Annotated in this window: 18 protein-coding genes; 7 read left to right on the top strand and 11 right to left on the bottom strand. The window is 37.9% G+C overall.

The genetic code is table 11. From position 1 onward, the window contains the following. Positions 1-9: 9 nt before the first annotated feature. The 3 genes from MHI34_RS12160 to MHI34_RS12150 all read right to left on the bottom strand — a co-directional run bounded on the left by MHI34_RS12160 (position 10) and on the right by MHI34_RS12150 (position 2,871). Positions 10-645, bottom strand: coding sequence for a sugar transferase (locus tag MHI34_RS12160; protein ID WP_036119603.1), 636 nt, complete (start codon positions 643-645; stop codon positions 10-12). 141 nt (positions 646-786) lie between these two features. Next, positions 787-1,236: an SACOL1771 family peroxiredoxin gene (locus MHI34_RS12155; RefSeq protein ID WP_058844818.1), complete on the bottom strand. Its 450-nt coding sequence runs from the start codon at positions 1,234-1,236 to the stop codon at positions 787-789. 33 nt (positions 1,237-1,269) lie between these two features. Then, a complete protein-coding gene (locus MHI34_RS12150) occupies positions 1,270-2,871 on the bottom strand; it encodes a Na/Pi symporter (RefSeq protein WP_230593771.1) in 1,602 nt (533 codons plus the stop codon). 212 nt (positions 2,872-3,083) lie between these two features. On the opposite strand from MHI34_RS12150, the gene MHI34_RS12145 reads away from it, so the two are divergent. Next, on the top strand, positions 3,084-3,707 hold the full coding sequence (locus MHI34_RS12145) for a hypothetical protein (RefSeq protein WP_058844816.1): 624 nt from the start codon (positions 3,084-3,086) through the stop codon (positions 3,705-3,707). A gap of 39 nt (positions 3,708-3,746) precedes the next feature. Here the strand turns inward: MHI34_RS12145 and MHI34_RS12140 are convergent, their stop codons facing one another. Then, the gene (locus MHI34_RS12140) at positions 3,747-5,357 is read right to left on the bottom strand and encodes a GNAT family N-acetyltransferase (protein WP_342503490.1); all 1,611 of its coding nucleotides are present in this window, start codon (positions 5,355-5,357) and stop codon (positions 3,747-3,749) included. Positions 5,358-5,493: 136 nt separating this feature from the next. Further along, positions 5,494-7,182 carry an FAD-dependent oxidoreductase gene (locus tag MHI34_RS12135; protein WP_342503489.1) on the bottom strand — a complete coding sequence of 563 codons (1,689 nt, stop codon included), beginning with the start codon at positions 7,180-7,182 and terminating at the stop codon, positions 5,494-5,496. Positions 7,183-7,416: 234 nt separating this feature from the next. On the opposite strand from MHI34_RS12135, the gene MHI34_RS12130 reads away from it, so the two are divergent. After that, positions 7,417-8,103 carry a ZIP family metal transporter gene (locus MHI34_RS12130; RefSeq protein WP_230593770.1) on the top strand — a complete coding sequence of 229 codons (687 nt, stop codon included), beginning with the start codon at positions 7,417-7,419 and terminating at the stop codon, positions 8,101-8,103. 37 nt (positions 8,104-8,140) lie between these two features. On the opposite strand, the gene MHI34_RS12125 is transcribed toward MHI34_RS12130, so the two are convergent. Beyond that, complete coding sequence (locus tag MHI34_RS12125; RefSeq protein WP_342503488.1) at positions 8,141-9,202, bottom strand: S-layer homology domain-containing protein; 1,062 nt, start codon at positions 9,200-9,202, stop codon at positions 8,141-8,143. Positions 9,203-9,544: 342 nt separating this feature from the next. Here MHI34_RS12125 and MHI34_RS12120 point away from each other — a divergent pair, with 342 nt between their 5' ends. Both MHI34_RS12120 and MHI34_RS12115 read left to right on the top strand, forming a co-directional pair. Beyond that, on the top strand, positions 9,545-10,441 hold the full coding sequence (locus MHI34_RS12120) for a copper oxidase (RefSeq protein WP_342503487.1): 897 nt from the start codon (positions 9,545-9,547) through the stop codon (positions 10,439-10,441). Between the two features lie 221 nt (positions 10,442-10,662). Further along, positions 10,663-11,562, top strand: a complete 900-nt coding sequence (locus tag MHI34_RS12115) for a 3-hydroxyacyl-CoA dehydrogenase (RefSeq protein WP_342503486.1) — start codon at positions 10,663-10,665, stop codon at positions 11,560-11,562. Between the two features lie 54 nt (positions 11,563-11,616). Here MHI34_RS12115 and MHI34_RS12110 read toward each other — a convergent pair whose 3' ends face one another. Together MHI34_RS12110 and MHI34_RS12105 are read right to left on the bottom strand one after the other, a co-directional pair. Then, entirely contained in the window at positions 11,617-11,808 is a 192-nt protein-coding gene (locus MHI34_RS12110) for a hypothetical protein (protein WP_058844808.1), read from the bottom strand. Between the two features lie 3 nt (positions 11,809-11,811). Continuing rightward, positions 11,812-12,363: a sigma-70 family RNA polymerase sigma factor gene (locus tag MHI34_RS12105; RefSeq protein ID WP_340809389.1), complete on the bottom strand. Its 552-nt coding sequence runs from the start codon at positions 12,361-12,363 to the stop codon at positions 11,812-11,814. A gap of 173 nt (positions 12,364-12,536) precedes the next feature. Between MHI34_RS12105 and MHI34_RS12100 the strand changes: the two genes are divergently transcribed. Together MHI34_RS12100 and MHI34_RS12095 are read left to right on the top strand one after the other, a co-directional pair. Beyond that, positions 12,537-12,692: a YvrJ family protein gene (locus MHI34_RS12100; protein WP_080717074.1), complete on the top strand. Its 156-nt coding sequence runs from the start codon at positions 12,537-12,539 to the stop codon at positions 12,690-12,692. A gap of 117 nt (positions 12,693-12,809) precedes the next feature. Next, the gene (locus MHI34_RS12095) at positions 12,810-13,091 is read left to right on the top strand and encodes a hypothetical protein (protein WP_230593837.1); all 282 of its coding nucleotides are present in this window, start codon (positions 12,810-12,812) and stop codon (positions 13,089-13,091) included. A 47-nt stretch (positions 13,092-13,138) separates the two neighbouring features. Here the strand turns inward: MHI34_RS12095 and MHI34_RS12090 are convergent, their stop codons facing one another. After that, a complete protein-coding gene (locus MHI34_RS12090; protein WP_330493708.1) occupies positions 13,139-13,636 on the bottom strand; it encodes a GNAT family N-acetyltransferase in 498 nt (165 codons plus the stop codon). Between the two features lie 653 nt (positions 13,637-14,289). Between MHI34_RS12090 and MHI34_RS12085 the strand changes: the two genes are divergently transcribed. Beyond that, entirely contained in the window at positions 14,290-15,726 is a 1,437-nt protein-coding gene (locus MHI34_RS12085; RefSeq protein WP_036122875.1) for an amino acid permease, read from the top strand. A gap of 314 nt (positions 15,727-16,040) precedes the next feature. On the opposite strand, the gene ald is transcribed toward MHI34_RS12085, so the two are convergent. After that, on the bottom strand, positions 16,041-17,168 hold the full coding sequence (ald, locus tag MHI34_RS12080) for an alanine dehydrogenase (RefSeq protein ID WP_342503485.1): 1,128 nt from the start codon (positions 17,166-17,168) through the stop codon (positions 16,041-16,043). A gap of 15 nt (positions 17,169-17,183) precedes the next feature. Continuing rightward, entirely contained in the window at positions 17,184-18,470 is a 1,287-nt protein-coding gene (kynU, locus tag MHI34_RS12075) for a kynureninase (protein WP_170829884.1), read from the bottom strand. Positions 18,471-18,475 lie beyond the last annotated feature (5 nt).

Genomic DNA, 18,475 nt, shown 5'->3' with positions numbered 1-18,475 from the left:
CTTATTTCTTTAATAGGCACCTGTTCTTGCTACTACGACATAAAGTGTCTTCAACACAATTTGAACATCCATCCAAAAGGAATAATTTTCAACGTATTCAACATCATAAGAAATTTTTTGCCCATGTGAAATATTCGACCTACCGTTAATTTGGGCAAGACCCGTTAAGCCGGGTTTTACCTTCAGACGCCTGGCCTGTAGCGGGTTATACGCATTTGTAATGGTGGGAACCTCTGGGCGTGGTCCGACAATGCTCATCTCACCCTTTAACACATTTAAAAGTTGTGGAATTTCATCAATACTGAGCTTTCGAAGGATAGCACCCACTTTTGTAATCCGTGTATCTTGCTCTGTTTTAAAATAATAATCATCAGGGATACCGTCAGCACAAATAGCAGGCATATTCACTGGAATTGCTTGAATACACATGGTTCGTAGCTTCCAAATCACAAAGCGGTGATGATCGAGGCCAGTTCTTATTTGTTTAAAGAAAATAGGGCGACCTGTCGTCATGAGTAAAATGAGGAATACTATTAGCATAAGAGGGATTGTCATGAAAAGTAAAAATAATGCTCCAACTATATCAAATATTCTTTTGCCGTACTGACCATAGAATGTGAGATTCTGAGCTGTCTGAACGTGCAATACATCATCCTTTGCATTTTTTTAGCACTTATCACTATATATTCATTTTGAACATTTCTAGAACTATTAAAAAAAAGTGCCTCCTTTTATAAAAAAAAGAGTTATATCAGCGACCTATGCTGAATAACTCTTTTTGCCTTATTATATGCTTGCTTCCAAAATTTGAACATCACATTCAATCATAACGTTACCTTTTAACGCTTTACTAATCATACACGTTTGTTCCGCCTTTTGTGCTAAACGTTCCACTCTTTTTGCAAGTTGTTCTGATAATGCTTGGACAACAATCGTTGGGTTATGCACAATTTTCTCATAAGTAAATACACCATTTTCTACACTGACAAACCCATGCGCTTGCATGGATAATTGCTGCACCTCAATTTCTGATCTTTCAAGGAGGGCTGCTAATGTAATTAAATAACACGTTGCCGCTGCCCCTAACAGCATTTCATCAGGATTTGTCCCAATGCCAGGTCCATTCATTTCCTGAGGAATAGAAATTTCTGTTTGCAAATTGCTTGCTTTGATGTTCCCTGTACCATTTCTTCCCTCTGCCCATGTTAAATCCATTGTAAATTGATGCTGAACCATTCTATATCCTCCTTCTGGAGATGAGTATTCCTTTTATTCAACTATTGCTGTGTTTTTTTCTGCCTCAACATGACGACCTTTTTTAGTTACGGTTTGATACTCAGCAAGGCGAGCCGTTGTACGCCAATAGTGATAAATAAGGCGATCAAGCCACAGTAAAGCCTCCACTTTCGATACGGCTGTCTCTAACTCTACCACATTTTCAACAGTATGCTCGAAGTACGCATTTCGTTTGTCACGTCGAACTGCCGCCATTTCGGAGGATGTAACCTCAAGCAGAGTTGCAATCTCAGGTAAACGCTCATCCTCATCGATAATCAATAGAACTTTTTCCAATACCTCTAACCATTTTTGAGTTAACGTCACCTGTAATTGGAAGGCATTAGGGTTCTGCTCACGTAATGCCTTAGATAGACGGTACAAATGATCTAAAGCATGTAAAAGTGCTATATGCTTAGAACGTTCCTTTTGCGAAGAAGATTGTATAGCATCCATAAATAAACGTGTTTTTTCAATCGCCTCATCAATTTGAGCTAATTGACTGTCTATTTCGGCTGTTCGTTTTTTCCCTTGTATAAGGATAACAATGACAGTCGTCAATTCCTTGGTAATGTCCTGTAACGTATTGAAGGATACTTCTACAGCTACCCCTGGTAATTTAGCTACACTATCATCTAAATTCCGTGTTAAATGATTTCCTTTTTCAGGAATCATTTTTTCAATAGCCTTTGCGAAAGGGCGTACAAAAGGCACAAAAAGAATGGCTCCGATGACACTAAATAATGTATGGAAAACAGCAATGCCTAATGTTTCATCGAAGCTACCATTGATGGATTTCGTGACAAATTCGGTTAGAGTGAACATAAACGTTGCACCAAATGTTACTAGAATAGCCGTTACTACGTTGAACAATACATGTGTCACGGCTGTTCGTTTAGCAGCTGTTGATGCACCAATTGCAGCAAATAATGCTGTAGCAGTCGTACCAATATTTTGGCCAATAACTAAATAAGCTGCCTGTTCAAAATCAATAGCGCCTGCATATAAAGCTGTTAAAGTGGCGGCGATTGCGGCACTAGAAGCCTGCATAATAACTGTCATAATAAGACCTAAAACAATTAAAATTAGTATTCCACTAATAGAATTTGCACTAAATGCATCGAATGGAATTTTATCCTGTACAGCTGCCATTCCTCCCTGCAGGACATCAATACCTAAGAATAATAATCCAAAACCAGTAACTAGCCCACCAACTGCTTTGTAGTCACGAGGAGCAAGCAATTGCACAAACACACCAAGAGCAATGAAAGGCAGTGACATTGTCTGCATATTAATTTTGAAGCCGATTAGTGAAATAATCCAACCAGTACTTGTACTCCCAATATTGGCGCCAATAATGACACCAATTGATTGGACAAACGTGAGGAGACCCGCACTGACAAAACCAATGGTAATCAAGGTAGTGGCGGTGGAGGATTGCACTAGCATCGTCATCAATGTTCCTGATAATACCGAACTAATGGTCCCACCTGTAAAACGATTTAGCCATTTTTTCAAGGCATCTCCTGCCAATTCCTTCAAACCGTTAGTTAGCATCGTCATCCCAAGTAAAAATAAACCGATGCCCCCTAGCACATTGATCAACCTATCAACACTCCCTACTAAATAATCTCTATTGATGCTCGACTCCTCTTTGGAGACGTTTTATTTCTTCATCGTACCATTATTGAATTTGAGAAAATAGGGATGTTTTCCTTTAACGAACAAAATAATCCATAATTTTACGAAAAACAAGATGATAATTTTTATGGTAGAATAGAATAAATAATTATTTAGGAGATTTTCAAATGATTTTAACAAAGCAAGAAGCAATACAAGCACTTAAAAAGAATAAGTTTATCGGTTTTACAATTACAACAGGCAATATTATTATGAAAAAGATCAATAAAACCGAATATAATATTTTTGTCTTTGAAGAAGGTCGAGATAAACCTTTACGTTATGTTGGTTCTATTATGAACGTTATGGCGACAATGAGCGATAAAGCTTCTAATAAAGATTTTGTCGTTGTTGAACAACTTCCAGCAGCAAGCAGCAATGAGGAAACGCAAACTTCTAATCAACAGGCAGCAACAGAAGAAAAAGTAGCACCAGCGATAGAAAAGGAAGAAACTGTAGCTGAAGGAACAGAAGAAAGCCGTGCGATTGCTGGCTATGAAGGGCTATATGAAATGACTGTGAGTGGTCGCATTTTAACGGTCCGTGAAAATCGTCCTTTAGCTCGTTGTAATGACGAATACGGCTTCCATATTGCACGACTAACGAAGGATGGCAAAGCATCCAGTCATAATGTCTTTGAGCTTTGGAAGCAAACATTCCCTGAACTTGAGCACACTCATTTCAAAGGTGCGTTAAAAGCAAAATATGGTACAGGCTGTAAACTAATCGATAAACCTGGTATCCATTTTTAATGAAACACCCTCAGCTTTTTTTGCTGAGGGTGTTATTTTTTAGAATTGATATATTTTTCGCCATTTGAACAACTTCACAATGTGAATTTTGGCTACCTTATGGAACCCAGCATACTGAAGCTTGTGCCGCCTTTGTCCATCATACCATGAAGCGATTGTACAAACCGCTCTCCCTTCACGCTGCACATCAGCCACAATGTCAGCTAGTCGCTGGCTATCATATTCCCTGATAAAGGACATATTTTCTGGCAGCTCATAAGAATAGTCAAGCATTTCTTCAATTGCTATTTTATCGTGTCTCCTATATAAAACTTGATTGTTTTCCCCAAACAGCCGATAGCCCTTATAGAAACTTGCAACATAATGTGCTCGCTCATTCAGCGTCATGATATCCTTCATTGTTATCTCTTGAAAGTTTACTAATTCTTTTGCTTGATTTTGCTCTGCGATATAAACGTCTAATATATGAATGGCTAGAATTCGTTGGAGTCTGCTTGTTAAAGCCTTTAACCAATTTTTTGCACTGGCATTCTTCACAAAATAACGCAGTTCCCCTAGTCGATCTCTCTTCAATTTCACTAGCTGATGATTATTCGTTAATAGACTTTTCAGGCGATCACGAAATACCATCCATGTTCGAATAACACGCTCTTTGACCCCTTTTGTACTCATGACAAACTTCCTTGTGAAATCAATATGTGTATACCATTCAAACTTATATGGCTCATAGCCACTTCCTAAGTCATAATAACGATAGCCAGAGTCATGGGCTTTTAACATATTTTCTTTTTCTATGATGCGACCAGGACCAAATAGATTGAAATCAGGCTCATGTCCCATTGCCTGACAGAAGTTACGCTCTCTACAGCATAGATCAATGGTAAAAGCAATCCACTGCCCTTCAAATTGCAAATGATCTACTTCTACTCGTAATACCTTGCTGTTCGTTTTGGCTAATCGTTCATAAAATAAGCGAGTTTGCTTTGCTGTAAAACCACTTTTATCAATTTTCTTTTGCCATCTTCTTGTAAATAACGTAAACATATCCTGTATATGATTGTGCTTCACACTTTGAAAGACTACTTGACCAAGTGACCTTAATTTATGTTCACGACGCTTCAAGCCTTTGAATTTTTTCCGGTGCTTTTTCAAAAACTCATCCAATGAGATCGATTGAAAATCTATATAGGATGTTACTGTTCGAAATATAGAATAAGGCATCTGGTATTCTATGGCATACTTTTCAAGCGCTTGCGAGGTAATTTTACTTTCTAACAAGCCATGAAATACTAACAAATAACGCTTATATTTTTGGCTAAATTCCTTTATTAAATAAGCAATTGCCTGCTCTAGCCATCGCTTTTCTGCTATGACTTCCATATAGGTCGCAAATCCTTGTCCTATAAAGCTAAAATGATGGATTCCATACCTCACAGAATGAATGAACGGAAAAAAAGCAATGGCCATGCCTTCATTTTCGACTACATAAATCTCTACATTGTCATGAGCCCCTAGTGTTGCCCACCACGTTGAGATCCATTCGTATTCAATAAAAGGATTATTATTATGCTCTCGTTCAAGTATTCCTGACCAAGTACTTCTATAGGGCTCTAATGTTTCAATGTCCGTGATGAGTCTATAAGCTAGCAACGTACTAAATCGCTCCTTTTTCCGTTTTCATCGCCATACATTTAGTAGCCACTATATTCCTAGCAAGAAAGTGTTAGAACATTTCCCCAATGTAAAAACCCTTCCTCATCAGCGTGCTGGAAGGGTTCCGTCCAATTTATACATTTACAAGTGATGCCTCTTCTTTTGCTACTCCTTTGGCCATATATGTTGTCGCCACATAGCTTAAAGTCATACCAGGTCCAATGGTCGCTCCTGGTCCGGGATACGTTTCTCCCATAATAGACGCTGAACAATTGCCAGAAGCATATAAACCTTCAATTGGTTCACCATCTTTCTTAATCACCCGAGCATATTCGTCCACAACTAAACCACCTTTTGTACCAATATCTCCTGGATATAAACGCAATGCATAGAACGGGGCTTTCTTTATCTCTGCCAAATTTGGATTTGGTAATGTCGGGTCCCCATAGTAATTATCATAGGCGCTATCTCCTCGATAAAAATCATCATCATGACCGTTCCGTGCAAAGTCATTAAAACGATCTACCGTCGCTACTAGCCTCACAGCTGGCACATCCATTTCTCTGGCAAGCTCTTCAATCGTCTCCGCACTTTTCACGATGCCATGATCATACCAACTTTTCGGGAAGGCTTGTCCTGGAAACAGCCCTGTAAAAATATAACGGCTTTTAGCAGAGGCATCAATCAATATCCAGGAAGGAACAGCCTGCTCTGTAGCTTCTTGATGCTTGTACATCCTCTCTACAAATTCATGATAGGGTGCCGCTTCATTAACAAAACGTTGCCCTGTGCTATCCACTACCATCATATTCGGTACACCGCGATCTGCCACTAGGAAGAATGGTTGCCCTTGCGGATCAATAACAGAAGGCGCTCCCCACACTTTATCCATTAGATCTAACGTAGCGCCAATTTTCACGCCAGGTTCAATGATGTCGCCTGTCTGCCCTTCTGGTGAAGAAGTCCACGCAGCATTCGTTGGGCTAGGTAAATACTTTTCGCGGAGTGCCTGATTATGTGAAAAGCCACCTGATGACAGAACAACACCCTTCTTTGCCTCAATGCGCTGCTCTTGCCCATCACGTTCCACAACGATGCCAATCACTCGTCCCTTGTCCATAATGAAATCTTTAAAGGCAGTCGATAGCCAAAGCTCGCCATTTGCCTCCGCAAGAGAGAGCCGTAAACGTGCCACTAAAGCCTCTCCTAAAGCTACTGGGTCACTCTTTGTCACCTTTGATTTTACTAAACGCGCCCCTAATTTCAGTGCAGTCGTTTTTCCTTGCAACGTTCGTGTAATCATATTCACCTTATGAAACTCGTAACTATTCATCGTAAAGCCTTTTGTTGATAGTGTTGCCCGACGCATAGTATTAGCTAAAGAACCCATTTTCGTTAAATCGAAAATCAGTGGTTCAATGGAACGTCCCTGTGACAAGCCACCGGGTTTTTCAGGATAATAATCCGAGTAGCCTTTTGCATACTGGAAGCGCATATGCTTAGTTTTATTGTATAAAAAGCGTAACATTTCAGGTCCTCTCGTAATATAAGCTTCCTTTAACGCTTCTGGCACACGATCACCGATTGTTGAATCTAAATATTGGCGTGCAAGCTCATGTGTATCTGGAACACCTGCGCCTTTAATGACATGATTATTCGGAATCCATAAGGCACCGCCTGAAATAGCAGAAGCACCGCCGTAGCGATCTGTTTTTTCAATCACTAATGATTTCAATCCTTGTAATTTTGCTGTTAAACCTGCTGTCAATCCTGCTGCACCTGATCCTACTACAACTACATCATAACTTGCATCCCATTTCATTCAACCATTCCTCCCTATATGAGCTTAATCGATGAATCTGGTCTTTCTATTAAAAAGTATAAAATTAAACTAATATTCAGTCAATTGAATGAATTCGCTATTTTCCTACATTATGAAATTATCCACCGCTTTCTAGATACATTCTTGCAAGCATATTCATGTCCAATTAGCATATATTTGGAAAAATGACATTCAAGTTTATGATAGGGCGGAGGAACTTTACAGGTGAGTGCAATGATACTTGGCGGATTTCTATTTTTCAGTGTGAGCATTGGGGGTGCGATTGCCTGGATTTTCTCTAAGCTATTTCAGCATACGACACAGGGATTATCATTATTATGTGGGGGCTTTCTAGTAGGCATACTTGTGCTAGATATCATCCCTTCTTCATTTCAAATCTATCAATCATTCGGTATTATACTAGGCATTTTTATCGGTTATTTCATCTTTCAACTACTAGACACCCTATTTCATGCTTCACATACACAAAATCCATCGGTTTCTCTCCTAACTCTTGCTATGATTATCCATACAATCCCTATTAGTCTCACTGTTGGAAACTTACTTGGAAATGCTGCCTTAAGTATTTCGCTCACAGCCTCTATTATTCTTCATCATGTTCCAGAAGGCTTTGCTCTTTCAACCGCACTTATTTCTCAGGGGGAAAAGCTATGGAGACTTTTCATTTATTTCTTTATCTTCTCTATTTTCTTTAGTATCTTTATTTGGTTTGGACAATACTGGTCTTTACCGGAGAAAGCACAAGGGGTCTTAATGGGGATATCGATAGGATTAATTGCCACGGCTAGTATTTCTGAATTTATTTTGCATCAGCTACAGAAAGTCTCATTTAAATCATTTTTTATCTACCTCTTTTTAGGCTATTTCCTCAGCTATATTTTCCATATACTTGTGGAGTAAAAAAGGGTGTCTCTAATATTAGAGACATCCTTTTTCATTATTCTTCTTCACTTAGTAGCATTAAAGTAAGCGTTAGAATTTTAGAAACCTCTGCACGAGTCAGATTTCCTTTCGGGTTAAACTTCCCATTCGTGCCATTTAAAATTCCTAAATGTTGTAAGAGACCAATAGCTTCTACTGTTTCTCCACGCATTTGATTTTTATCTGTGAAAGTATTAGTTGTGCTCACTCGTGAGACATTAACTTCCATACTTTCTAAATATCTAGCAGTAATGTATGCCATTTCCTCGCGTGTAACAGGCTTTTTCGGCTCAAATTTTTCACCATTAAAAATATCAATTAAGCCATACTCTTCTAGAATTGCTACTTCCTTTGCACCCCAGAATCCATTCAGGTCCGTATAAGTAGCTGGTCCCTCATAATCTTCATTTACATTTAAGCCAGATGCTCGGAAAATAATGGCCGCTAATTCTCCTCTAGTTACTTGTCCATTCGGATTAAAAGTTGTGGCAGATGTACCCGTGATAATATCAGCTTGATATAGCAATTGGATATAGCTCTCAGCCCAATGACCAATGGCATCCTTAAAATAACCACCTGGCTTTAACTCAACATCTGCACGAGCAAATACTTGAACCATATCATTTAAATCCTCTGTGCTAACAGCTTCCCATTTCCCTGCTGTATAAACTTCACTCTTAAAACCATTGCCAGTTTGCGTAATTTTTATTTGAATCGCATTACCGAATAACTTTTTAAGCTCTTCGTAGTTTTCTTTAAATTCTTTTTCTCCCTCTGGATATAGGTTTGTACCATCCTTGTAGGATTGAAGAATCGACTCTAACGAAATTTTTACTGTAATACTATTTTTCGTTGTAACAATCGAGACTTCATCATTCTCAAAGCCTATTTTAGATAGCAATAGCATTTTATAAATATCTTGATAGGACATTGCCTGTAATTGACTAGTAGCTGCAACAGCCTGCTTTGGATGGATAATATTTGCCACATTTACAGTTTCCTGTGCCTGTGCCTGTCCACCAAATCCTCCTGTTAAACATGCAATACTTAGTGCACCAGCTAACATTACTTTTTTCATCGTTCTTCCTCCTTCAATTCATACACCAAGTGTACTAAAACAGGACTTAGTAAATCTATAAAAATATGTAAATAATTCAATAATTATAAGAAAGACCTATTTATTACATACTAAAATTTTACTACTTCCCTTTTTATTTCGGCATGTATTCAATTAAGCGACAAGGTAATTTTTTATTATTTCTAAAAAAATTTAATAATATTACCGCCTTATATTAATTACTAGCATGATTTTTATGTGTGTTTCTAGTCATAGATGCTATTGAAACCATCCGCCTCACATGTCCTAAATTTAACAACGACAAACATACAATAGAAAATCATGCTTACAGGAGGCTTCTTAATGGTTATCACCCCTGGTATTAAAGATTTACCCTATGTCATGCAAGTAAATGGTACGAAGTTTTTCACTTTGATTGCAGAAGAAATAACGTGGGAGCTTGTCGATGGAATCTTCATTCAGGCGTGGGGCTACAACGGTTCCACACCTGGGCCAACCATTCGTGTTTATCCGGGGGATCATATATGTATTCGTGTCATTAATCGACTACCTGAAAAAACTAGTGTACATTGGCACGGCTTACTTGTCCCGAACACAATGGATGGTGTTCCTCCCATTGAACCGTCACCTTTTATCGAGCCAGGGCATTATTTCGATTATCATTTTACAATTAAAAACCCTCCCGGAACATATATGTATCATTCGCATGTGAATGTCGCTGTGCAAGATAATGCTGGCCTTTTAGGCGGATTTATCGTTGAAGACCCATGCTTACAAAACATTTCTCAGCACAAGGATTATCTATGCCTATTACAAGAATGGGCTGTCGATCAATTATCCTGGGGGAAGCTTACAAAAGGTACGTATCCTTTAAACTTTATTAAGCCTGAATTTAATTTCTTCACGATCAATGGCAAATGCTATCCTTTCACAAAGCCATTAGCCGTACATTTGGGTGATACTGTAAAAATTCGTTTTGGCAACATCCAAATGCATCACCATCCCATCCATTTACACGGTCACCAATTCCATGTCGTTGGGGCAGATGGTTTTCCTATCGCTAGCCACACACAAATTGCTAAAAACACCATTCTTGTTGCCTCTGGTGAAACATGGGATATAAGCTTTACGGCTAATAACCCTGGTATCTGGCCCATCCATTGCCATATGCCCCATCATGTTACAAACAATGGCGCACCTGGTATTGGGGGCATGTTTACTACAGTGAATTATCTTTAACATGGAGGACAGCTTAAAAGCTGTTCTTTTTAACGTTATATTTCTTTATTATTGGGTACATACTTGATAAGGAACATCACATAAAGCTTTATATCTCTATAATATTAGAGTCTATCATTTGATTTTTATTGAAGGTTAGAAGTAGTATGGAATTGTAACGAAGGATTATCTACCTATCCACACTATTATATTAATGTAACAATTTCAAAGGAGGAATTTCGATGAATTATCAAAACATTACGGTTGCAGGTAGCGGTGTATTAGGAAGTCAAATTGCTTACCAATCTGCTTTCAAAGGTTTTAATGTAACCGTTTACGACATTAATGACGAGGCTCTAAAAAATGCACAGGATCGCATTACAAATTTAAAACCCTTGTATCAACAAGACCTAGGTGCGACACAAGAAGAAGTAGATGCTGCTTATGCACGTCTTACTTTTAATAGTGACTTAGCTCAAGCTGTTGCGAATGCAGACCTTGTAATTGAAGCCATTCCTGAGGTTGTGAGCATCAAAACTGAGTTTTACACAAATCTAGGCAAAGTAGCACCAGCAAAAACAATCTTTGCAACAAACTCGTCTACTTTATTACCTAGTCAATTTGCTGAGGCAACTGGACGCCCTGAGAAATTTTTAGCTCTCCACTTTGCAAATACTATTTGGAAAAACAATACAGCTGAAATTATGAAACATCCTGGTACAGATATGACAGTATTTGATGAGGTTGTAGAATTTGCACGTGCAATCGGCATGGTACCTCTACCATTATATAAAGAACAACCTGGCTATATTTTAAACTCATTGCTTGTGCCATTTTTAGATGCAGCTGAATCTTTGCTTGTAAAGGAAGTAGCTGATCCAGAAACGATTGATAAAACATGGATGATTGGTACTGGTGCTCCACTTGGGCCATTTGCTATCCTAGACATCGTCGGCATTAACACAGCCTATAACATTGTGGAAGCGAAAGCAAATGCTACTGACGATGAAAACATGAAAAAATTAGCTAACCTATTAAAAACAGAGTACATTGAAAAAGGTAAGCTTGGTCGTGCAACTGGCGAGGGCTTCTACACATATCCAAACCCAAGCTTTGCTAAACCAGACTTCTTAAAAGGTTAATGATTCAAAAGAGCAATTATCCCATTAAAAAGGAAAATTGCTCTTTTCTTTTTTTCATGTAAAGAAATCCCAAAATCCAGGTGTGTCCTTAAATTCTTTTGTCGCCATTTTTTCAATAATTTTTAATTTGATCTCCTGTTCCAGATCCTCTCTGTCCTGATAACTTGTTTGATGAAGACACTGCTTAATTTTTGGCATGAAGTTCTCAATGATTATTAGCGTCTCCTCATTGTAGTTGTTTTCCATTGATTATCTCTCCCCTTTTTTAAGCATCTGCTGAAGTTTCTTTAATGCCTTTCGATGTAGATTGGATATATTTTGAGGTGATGTGTGTAATGTTTCTGCTATTACTTTAATCGTACAATCTTTGACATAAATCAGCTCTAAAATTTGAAGTTGCTTGCCCGTTAATGTTTTTAAAGCTTTAAAGAGCTGTTCGTTTTCAACCATGTCCAATAATCCTCCCTCAATTCTTACGTCTCCTCTAGTACACTCAGTCTCAAATAGGTCATTATCTACGATTAATAAGAAGCGGTTTTGCAATCTTCTCCTTTTTTTATCAAAATCCAAGCTGAAGAAATAAATTAAACTGCTGACATATGTTATTTTTCGAACCCTTATATAGTGAGTTTGAAAAATTTCATCAACCATTTTCCTATTACAATCGGTTGGATATAAAATGGCATTTCGAACCAAATAAAGATTTTTAGCATCAGCTAAAAAACTTCTAATAATTGGATTTTTAATCTGCTCTATATTCCTGCGAAAAAACGCCTCTATTTTTTGATGCTCATTACACATTATTATCACTCCTATCTATCCGTCTTCTTGCTAAATAAAGTGAATATCCTCTCTCTATTATAAACCAAAAACAGAACAAATGTTCTATTTAAGATTAATTTATATTGATTTTATGGTGCAGCAATTCACTTTAGTCATTGTAAGGCACAACAATATTGAAGGAGGAAGATGTCATGATTACACCTGAAACGATTCAAATATGGGTTAGCTTAATTGGAAACTCTGGTTTCCCTATTGCCATTACCATCTATCTCTTTGTGCGATTCGAAAAGAAAATAGAGGTTTTAGAAGCGGTCATCTTGAGATTATTAGATAAAATGGAGCAATAATCAGCCTAAAAAAATTTACGGCAGCACTCTTTAAAAGGAATGCTGCCGTGTGACTTAACCGTGCAAATTCATACAATATATGTAAGAACAAATACTTTTTAGATGGGAGGGGATTTTATGAATCACAATAACATGCTGTCACCGAATATTGTCATGACCCTTTTTATCATGCTTGGCATTTCCTATAATTACTTTTACGATTCATTCGCCATTCAAATTGAATACTTAGGCAATCTAGGATTTTGGCTGACACTCCCCTTATCAATTATTATTATTGTGTTGAGTATATGGCTACTTAAAAAGAAAGTGTCCATTGTTAGCACTTTACTTATACTTGTTATGGCTGGTATTACTTTAGTCATTGCATTATTTTCATTGTTCCATTGGAGTTCACCATAAAAATTTATAGCCTTTGAAGGCTGACTTCAAAGGCATTTCTTTTTTTACTAGATGTACAGCACCATATAATCTTCATCAACATATTGCTGTCCTATTTTTAACGCACGCTTTTCTGTTCCAAACACCTGAAAGCCTAGCGATTTATATAGCCCTTTTGCTGAATCATTGGAAGACACAACCGTTAAATTGATCTGCTCAACGACCGCTAATACCTTTGCTTGATTAATGACGGCTAACATTAAATGTTTACCTAAGCCAAGCCCTCGCTTTTTTGGAGAAACATAAACGGCAAAAATGTTCGCTTTATGCTTTAGCTTCATTTTATTTTCCTGTACCAATGTCGCAACGCCCAGCAAATCATTCTGTTCAAATGCCCCGAATGTAAACGATTCCTGACCCTCGAGTCTACTTGCAAATAAGGCAAGCCCCATATCCTTTTCCTCTTCAAAGCTAGAACCAAATGCCTCCGGATTCATTTGGAGTCCCTCTAATCTCAATTGACGATATACCGCAGCATCTGCTGCTGTTAAAAGCCTAATTTCCATTCTTCCCCTCCTATAACACTTTTCATTTTTATCGACCATAGCGAATAGCATTTGATGTATTTTTTCAGGAAAATGAAGGAGGTTAAAATAGATGTCTAGCAGTATCGCGAAACACACTCTTATACTGTCGGTGAACACTATTAGCAGTACAAGAAAAATACACTTTGTACTAAGTAATCAAGACATAGAGCAACCTTAACGAAACAATCGTTTTGCAAGCGTTCTTAAAAGATTTTGCTAGGCAAACCCAATGCATATTTTCAAGCTATACAGTTGCTGGTTATTTATAGAAGACATCATTTTCGTATAACACTAGGGATTTTTCAGGAGATTTGTTTTCTTATCAAGCATAACCTCTACTAAATAAGTGATATAGTATCAATTATTTACGGAAATGATTTTATTAAGCATAAAGGATAGTTATATATGAAACACCTTACTTTTAGTGATTATAATCCGTTGTTGATAAAATAAACAAACCAAATTACATACATTAAAGAGAAAAAAAGATATATATTCAGAAAATTACGACATATTATATTGACACTGTGTCATTTTTAATTTAGTATATGCATAGATTCACCAGATTTTTTAGAAATGATAGAAAGAAGTTGATCTATGAAAGATGAAATTTACACAAAGGGGATGAAAGAATGGTTAAACATAACCACAGTATGGAAGACATTATGGAACGTGAGCAAGGTTTAAACAAGGGATTAAAGACAAATCAAATTACGATGATTGCCATTGGAGGTGCCATTGGGACAGGGTTATTTCTCGGCAGTAGCTTAGCCATCGGTCTAGCTGGTCCAAGTGTTATTGTGAGTTACGCTATAGGAGCTCTCATTGCACTATTACTAATGGGTTGTCTCGCAGAAATGACGGTTGCGCACCCTACAACTGGATCATTTGGTGCTTATGCTGAAAAATACGTAAATTCTTGGGCAGGATTTGCTATTCGGTATTCCTATTGGTTCTCATTAATCTGTTCAATTGGTACAGAGGTGACCGCTGTTGCCCTTTATATGCGGTATTGGTTCCCAAGTGTACCCAATGCTGTATGGATTATATTATTTGCTGCTATACTGCTTTATGTAAACGCTACCACAGTGAAATTATTTGGCGCTGTAGAATATTGGTTCTCCGTTATTAAAATCACTGCGATTGTCGGCTTTATTATTTTAGCTAGTATTGTTATTTTCGGGGCAGATAGCTCCTCCAATATTGGCATCCAAAACTACTTCAATGATGGCGGCTTTTTCCCACATGGTTTTTGGGGAATGTGGATGGGTATATTTATTTCATTATTTAGTTATCTAAGTATTGAAATGATTGCTGTAAGTGCTGGGGAAGCAGAGAACCCAAGGAAAGCTGTCCCAATTGCATTAAAATCAGCTGTGATTCGTTTAATTTTATTTTATATTGTAACACTTGTACTAATGCTGATGATTGTCCCTTGGGGAATGGCAGGTGCAGACAAGAGCCCATTCGTTAAAGTAATGGAAATATTAAATATTCCTGGTGGCGCATCCATGATGAACTTTGTTGTTCTAATCGCAGCGCTTTCGGCTATGAATAGCCAGCTTTATATTTCTACTCGTATGATGTTCTCACTTTCACGGGGTGGCTTTGCTCCGAAGCAATTGGGTAAGCTTAACAAAAGACAAGTTCCGACGAGGGCATTGCTCGCATCTGTTATCGGTATTATCATTGCTACAGCATTTTCGATTTTCAAGCCAGAATCAGCTTTATCGCTTATGATTTCAATTTCAAGCTTTGGCGCTATGTTTGCGTGGTTTATGATTTTCATTACGCATCTATTTTTCCGTAAAAAATACAAACCGATAGATGGAGAAAAACTACCTGTACGTATGATTGGTTATCCTTATCTAACCATTTTAGGAGCCGTTCTATTAGCTTCTGTCGTATTATCAACATGGTTCTCTCCTGATTTTAAAGCAACATTACTTGTCGGCTTCCCTTGGCTTATCTTCATTTCCATCTGCTATTATATTTGGAAACGAATAAACATAGCAAAAAATCGTGTCATCACAAATGATCTTGAGGAAGAGCAAGTAGAAACCATATAGCATAGTTGTTAAAGCGCTAAAACTAATAAGATACCTCCAAGACTGATAAAGGATAGGAAATTCTCTATCCGTCTTGGAGGTATTTTTTAGATGAATGAAATGGAAAAATAGCTCCTAGAAAACCAGATGTATACTTGATCTTAATACTATTAGAAAGCAAAGCCATTCAGTTCTAAAAGTCTATTGATCGTACACATAGCTAACAGCCAGATAAAGATGCTACTATATAAAAGGCCTGAGTTCCTATACTATACTGAACTCAGACCTTTTCAATTTCTTTTTACATTCATATAATCTCAGTTCTTCGAGTACAATTACACAATTTGACCTTTTAATAGATCCTCTGCGCTTTCATATGGTAGCTGTAAAGCTTCAGCAACCTTACGCATTGTAATTAGACCTTGATAAACATTCAAACCTTTTCGCAATGATTCGTTTTGTAATAGTGCTTCCTTATAGCCCTTTGCTGCAATTTGTATAGCATATGGTAATGTCACATTCGTTAAAGCCATTGACGATGTTTTCGGCACTGCACCTGGCATATTACCAACTGCATAATGCACAACACCGTGTTTTTCGTATGTTGGATTATCATGTGTTGTTACACGGTCTGCTGTTTCCACAATTCCTCCTTGATCAATGGCCACATCTACGATAACAGAGGCTGGCTGCATGGCTTTCACCATCATCTCTGTCACAAGTCGGGGCGCCTTGGCACCAGGAATAAGTACTGCACCAATAACCAAATCTGCTGTTTTCAATTGTTCTGCAATGTTGAAACTATTGGATAGCAACGTTTGAATACGATCCCCAAATATCTCTTCAAGCTGGCGAAGTCGAGCAGGATTGACATCTAAAATCGTTACATTTGCACCTAAGCCTACAGCAGTCTTTGCTGCATTATAGCCGACAACCCCACCACCTATAATGGTTACATTACCTTTTGCCACACCTGGCACACCGCTTAGTAAAATACCTTTACCACCATTTGTTTTTTCTAGATAATGTGCACCGATTTGCGCAGCCATTCGACCAGCCACTTCTGACATCGGAGCAAGAAGTGGCAGGCTTCCATCAGCTAATTGGACCGTTTCATAAGCAATGGCTACTACTTCTTTTTCTAAAAGTGCCTTCGTTAATGCTTCATCTGCTGCTAAATGTAAGTAGGTAAATAAGATTTGTCCTTTGTAAAAATAATCATATTCTGAAGCGATTGGCTCTTTTACCTTTAGGACCATTTCGGCAGCCCATACGTCCTTCGCCTTTGGAACGATGGTTGCACCAGCTTCCATATAGTGCTCATCTGTAAAATTCGAGCCAAGACCTGCGTTCGATTCAACAAGTACTATATGACCTGCAGCTATTAAAACACTTGCACTTGCAGGCGTTAAAGCAACACGGTTTTCCATTACTTTTATTTCTTTAGGTACACCAATAATCATTCCATTACTCCTTTATTATGCAACGATTTCCCGTTCATTTTTGAATTGCTCATACAATTTTTCATCCATAATTGTTTTTAGTATTTGAACGACTTCATACACCTCTTCAAAGGTGTTATAAAGTGCCACAGGTGCGATACGAATACCATTTGGTGCTCTAAAATCAGGAATAACTCCCTTCGCTTTTAATGCCTTACAAATACGAGCCGCTTCTGTATGTGTTAAAAAGATATGTCCACCTCGTTGCTCATTGATTACTGGGCAATTAACTTCGAAACCATATTCGCCCAAATATTGATAGTATAGTGCAATGAAATACTCTGTTAGCTGAATTGATTTCTTACGAATACGTTGAATGCCTGCTTCATTAAAGAGTTCCAACGCACCTAGCAGTGGCGCAAGGTTTAATAAATGTGGTGAGCCCATTTGATAAGCACCTGCATCTGGTGCCTGTATAAGGCTTGTTTCCATATCAAATTGCTTTTCTTTAGCCGAGCTAAACCAACCTGCCAAGCCTGGCTTTGTATTAAAATGCTTCTCATTGACGAATAATCCAGCGACAGCACCAGGACCTCCGTTTAAATGTTTATAATTACACCAGAAGGCAAAGTCCACATCCCAGTCATGTAGTGAGTGCTCTATAGAACCCACTGAATGACAAAGATCAAAGCCAATTAGAATACCACGCTGATGCGCTTCCTTTGTTAGCGCTTCCATATCAAGAATCTGGCCACTTCGATATAACACACCAGGAAGGATAATCAATGCCACATCATCTGTCATCGCAGATACAATATCATCGTGCGCATAAAAGTGCCCGTCCTTACTACGAACATATTGAATATGCTCCTCAATATTTTCATAATGCAAACCTAATTGACTTTGTACTGCATATAAGTCAGTTGGGAAATTTAATTCATCAATAACAATTTTTGTTTTATTACCTGTTGGCTTATAAAATGTTGCAATCATTTGATGCATATTCACAGTAGTAGAACCTGTTGCAATGACCTCTTCTGGTTTCGCGCCTACAATCTTGGCCAGCTGAGCACCCACTTGCTCAGATAAATAAAACCAAGGATATTCCCCTTGCGTCCACCCATCAATGCCGTACTGTTTCCAAGAATCTAAAAGCGTCAACAGACTTGCCTCAGCTTTCTTTGATAAAAGCCCTAATGAATTCCCATCAAAATAAATGGTCTCTGGCTGAAGATAAAATTGTTCTCTAAATCCTTGTAAATCATCATTTTTGTCTAAAAAAGCTGCGTATTCTCTTGTAGGATTAAACTCCATATTAAACACCTCAC

Origin of the sequence: Lysinibacillus sp. FSL L8-0126, from assembly GCF_038630385.1 — a bacterium.
GTDB lineage: Bacteria > Bacillota > Bacilli > Bacillales_A > Planococcaceae > Lysinibacillus > Lysinibacillus fusiformis_D.
The sequence above is the reverse complement of the archived record's forward strand: the minus strand, read 5'-3'. Positions and strand labels throughout refer to the sequence as shown.

Bases quoted from the DNA above. Each gene is read 5' to 3' on its own strand.
- MHI34_RS12155 (WP_058844818.1), bottom strand. From the start codon at position 1,236: ATGGTTCAGCATCAATTTACAATGGATTTAACATGGGCAGAGGGAAGA.
- MHI34_RS12145 (WP_058844816.1), top strand. From the start codon at position 3,084: ATGATTTTAACAAAGCAAGAAGCAATACAAGCACTTAAAAAGAATAAG.
- MHI34_RS12135 (WP_342503489.1), bottom strand. From the start codon at position 7,182: ATGAAATGGGATGCAAGTTATGATGTAGTTGTAGTAGGATCAGGTGCA.
- MHI34_RS12130 (WP_230593770.1), top strand. From the start codon at position 7,417: ATGATACTTGGCGGATTTCTATTTTTCAGTGTGAGCATTGGGGGTGCG.
- MHI34_RS12125 (WP_342503488.1), bottom strand. From the start codon at position 9,202: ATGAAAAAAGTAATGTTAGCTGGTGCACTAAGTATTGCATGTTTAACA.
- MHI34_RS12120 (WP_342503487.1), top strand. From the start codon at position 9,545: ATGGTTATCACCCCTGGTATTAAAGATTTACCCTATGTCATGCAAGTA.
- MHI34_RS12115 (WP_342503486.1), top strand. From the start codon at position 10,663: ATGAATTATCAAAACATTACGGTTGCAGGTAGCGGTGTATTAGGAAGT.
- MHI34_RS12110 (WP_058844808.1), bottom strand. From the start codon at position 11,808: ATGGAAAACAACTACAATGAGGAGACGCTAATAATCATTGAGAACTTC.
- MHI34_RS12105 (WP_340809389.1), bottom strand. From the start codon at position 12,363: ATGTGTAATGAGCATCAAAAAATAGAGGCGTTTTTTCGCAGGAATATA.
- MHI34_RS12100 (WP_080717074.1), top strand. From the start codon at position 12,537: ATGATTACACCTGAAACGATTCAAATATGGGTTAGCTTAATTGGAAAC.
- MHI34_RS12095 (WP_230593837.1), top strand. From the start codon at position 12,810: ATGAATCACAATAACATGCTGTCACCGAATATTGTCATGACCCTTTTT.
- MHI34_RS12090 (WP_330493708.1), bottom strand. From the start codon at position 13,636: ATGGAAATTAGGCTTTTAACAGCAGCAGATGCTGCGGTATATCGTCAA.
- MHI34_RS12085 (WP_036122875.1), top strand. From the start codon at position 14,290: ATGGTTAAACATAACCACAGTATGGAAGACATTATGGAACGTGAGCAA.
- ald (WP_342503485.1), bottom strand. From the start codon at position 17,168: ATGATTATTGGTGTACCTAAAGAAATAAAAGTAATGGAAAACCGTGTT.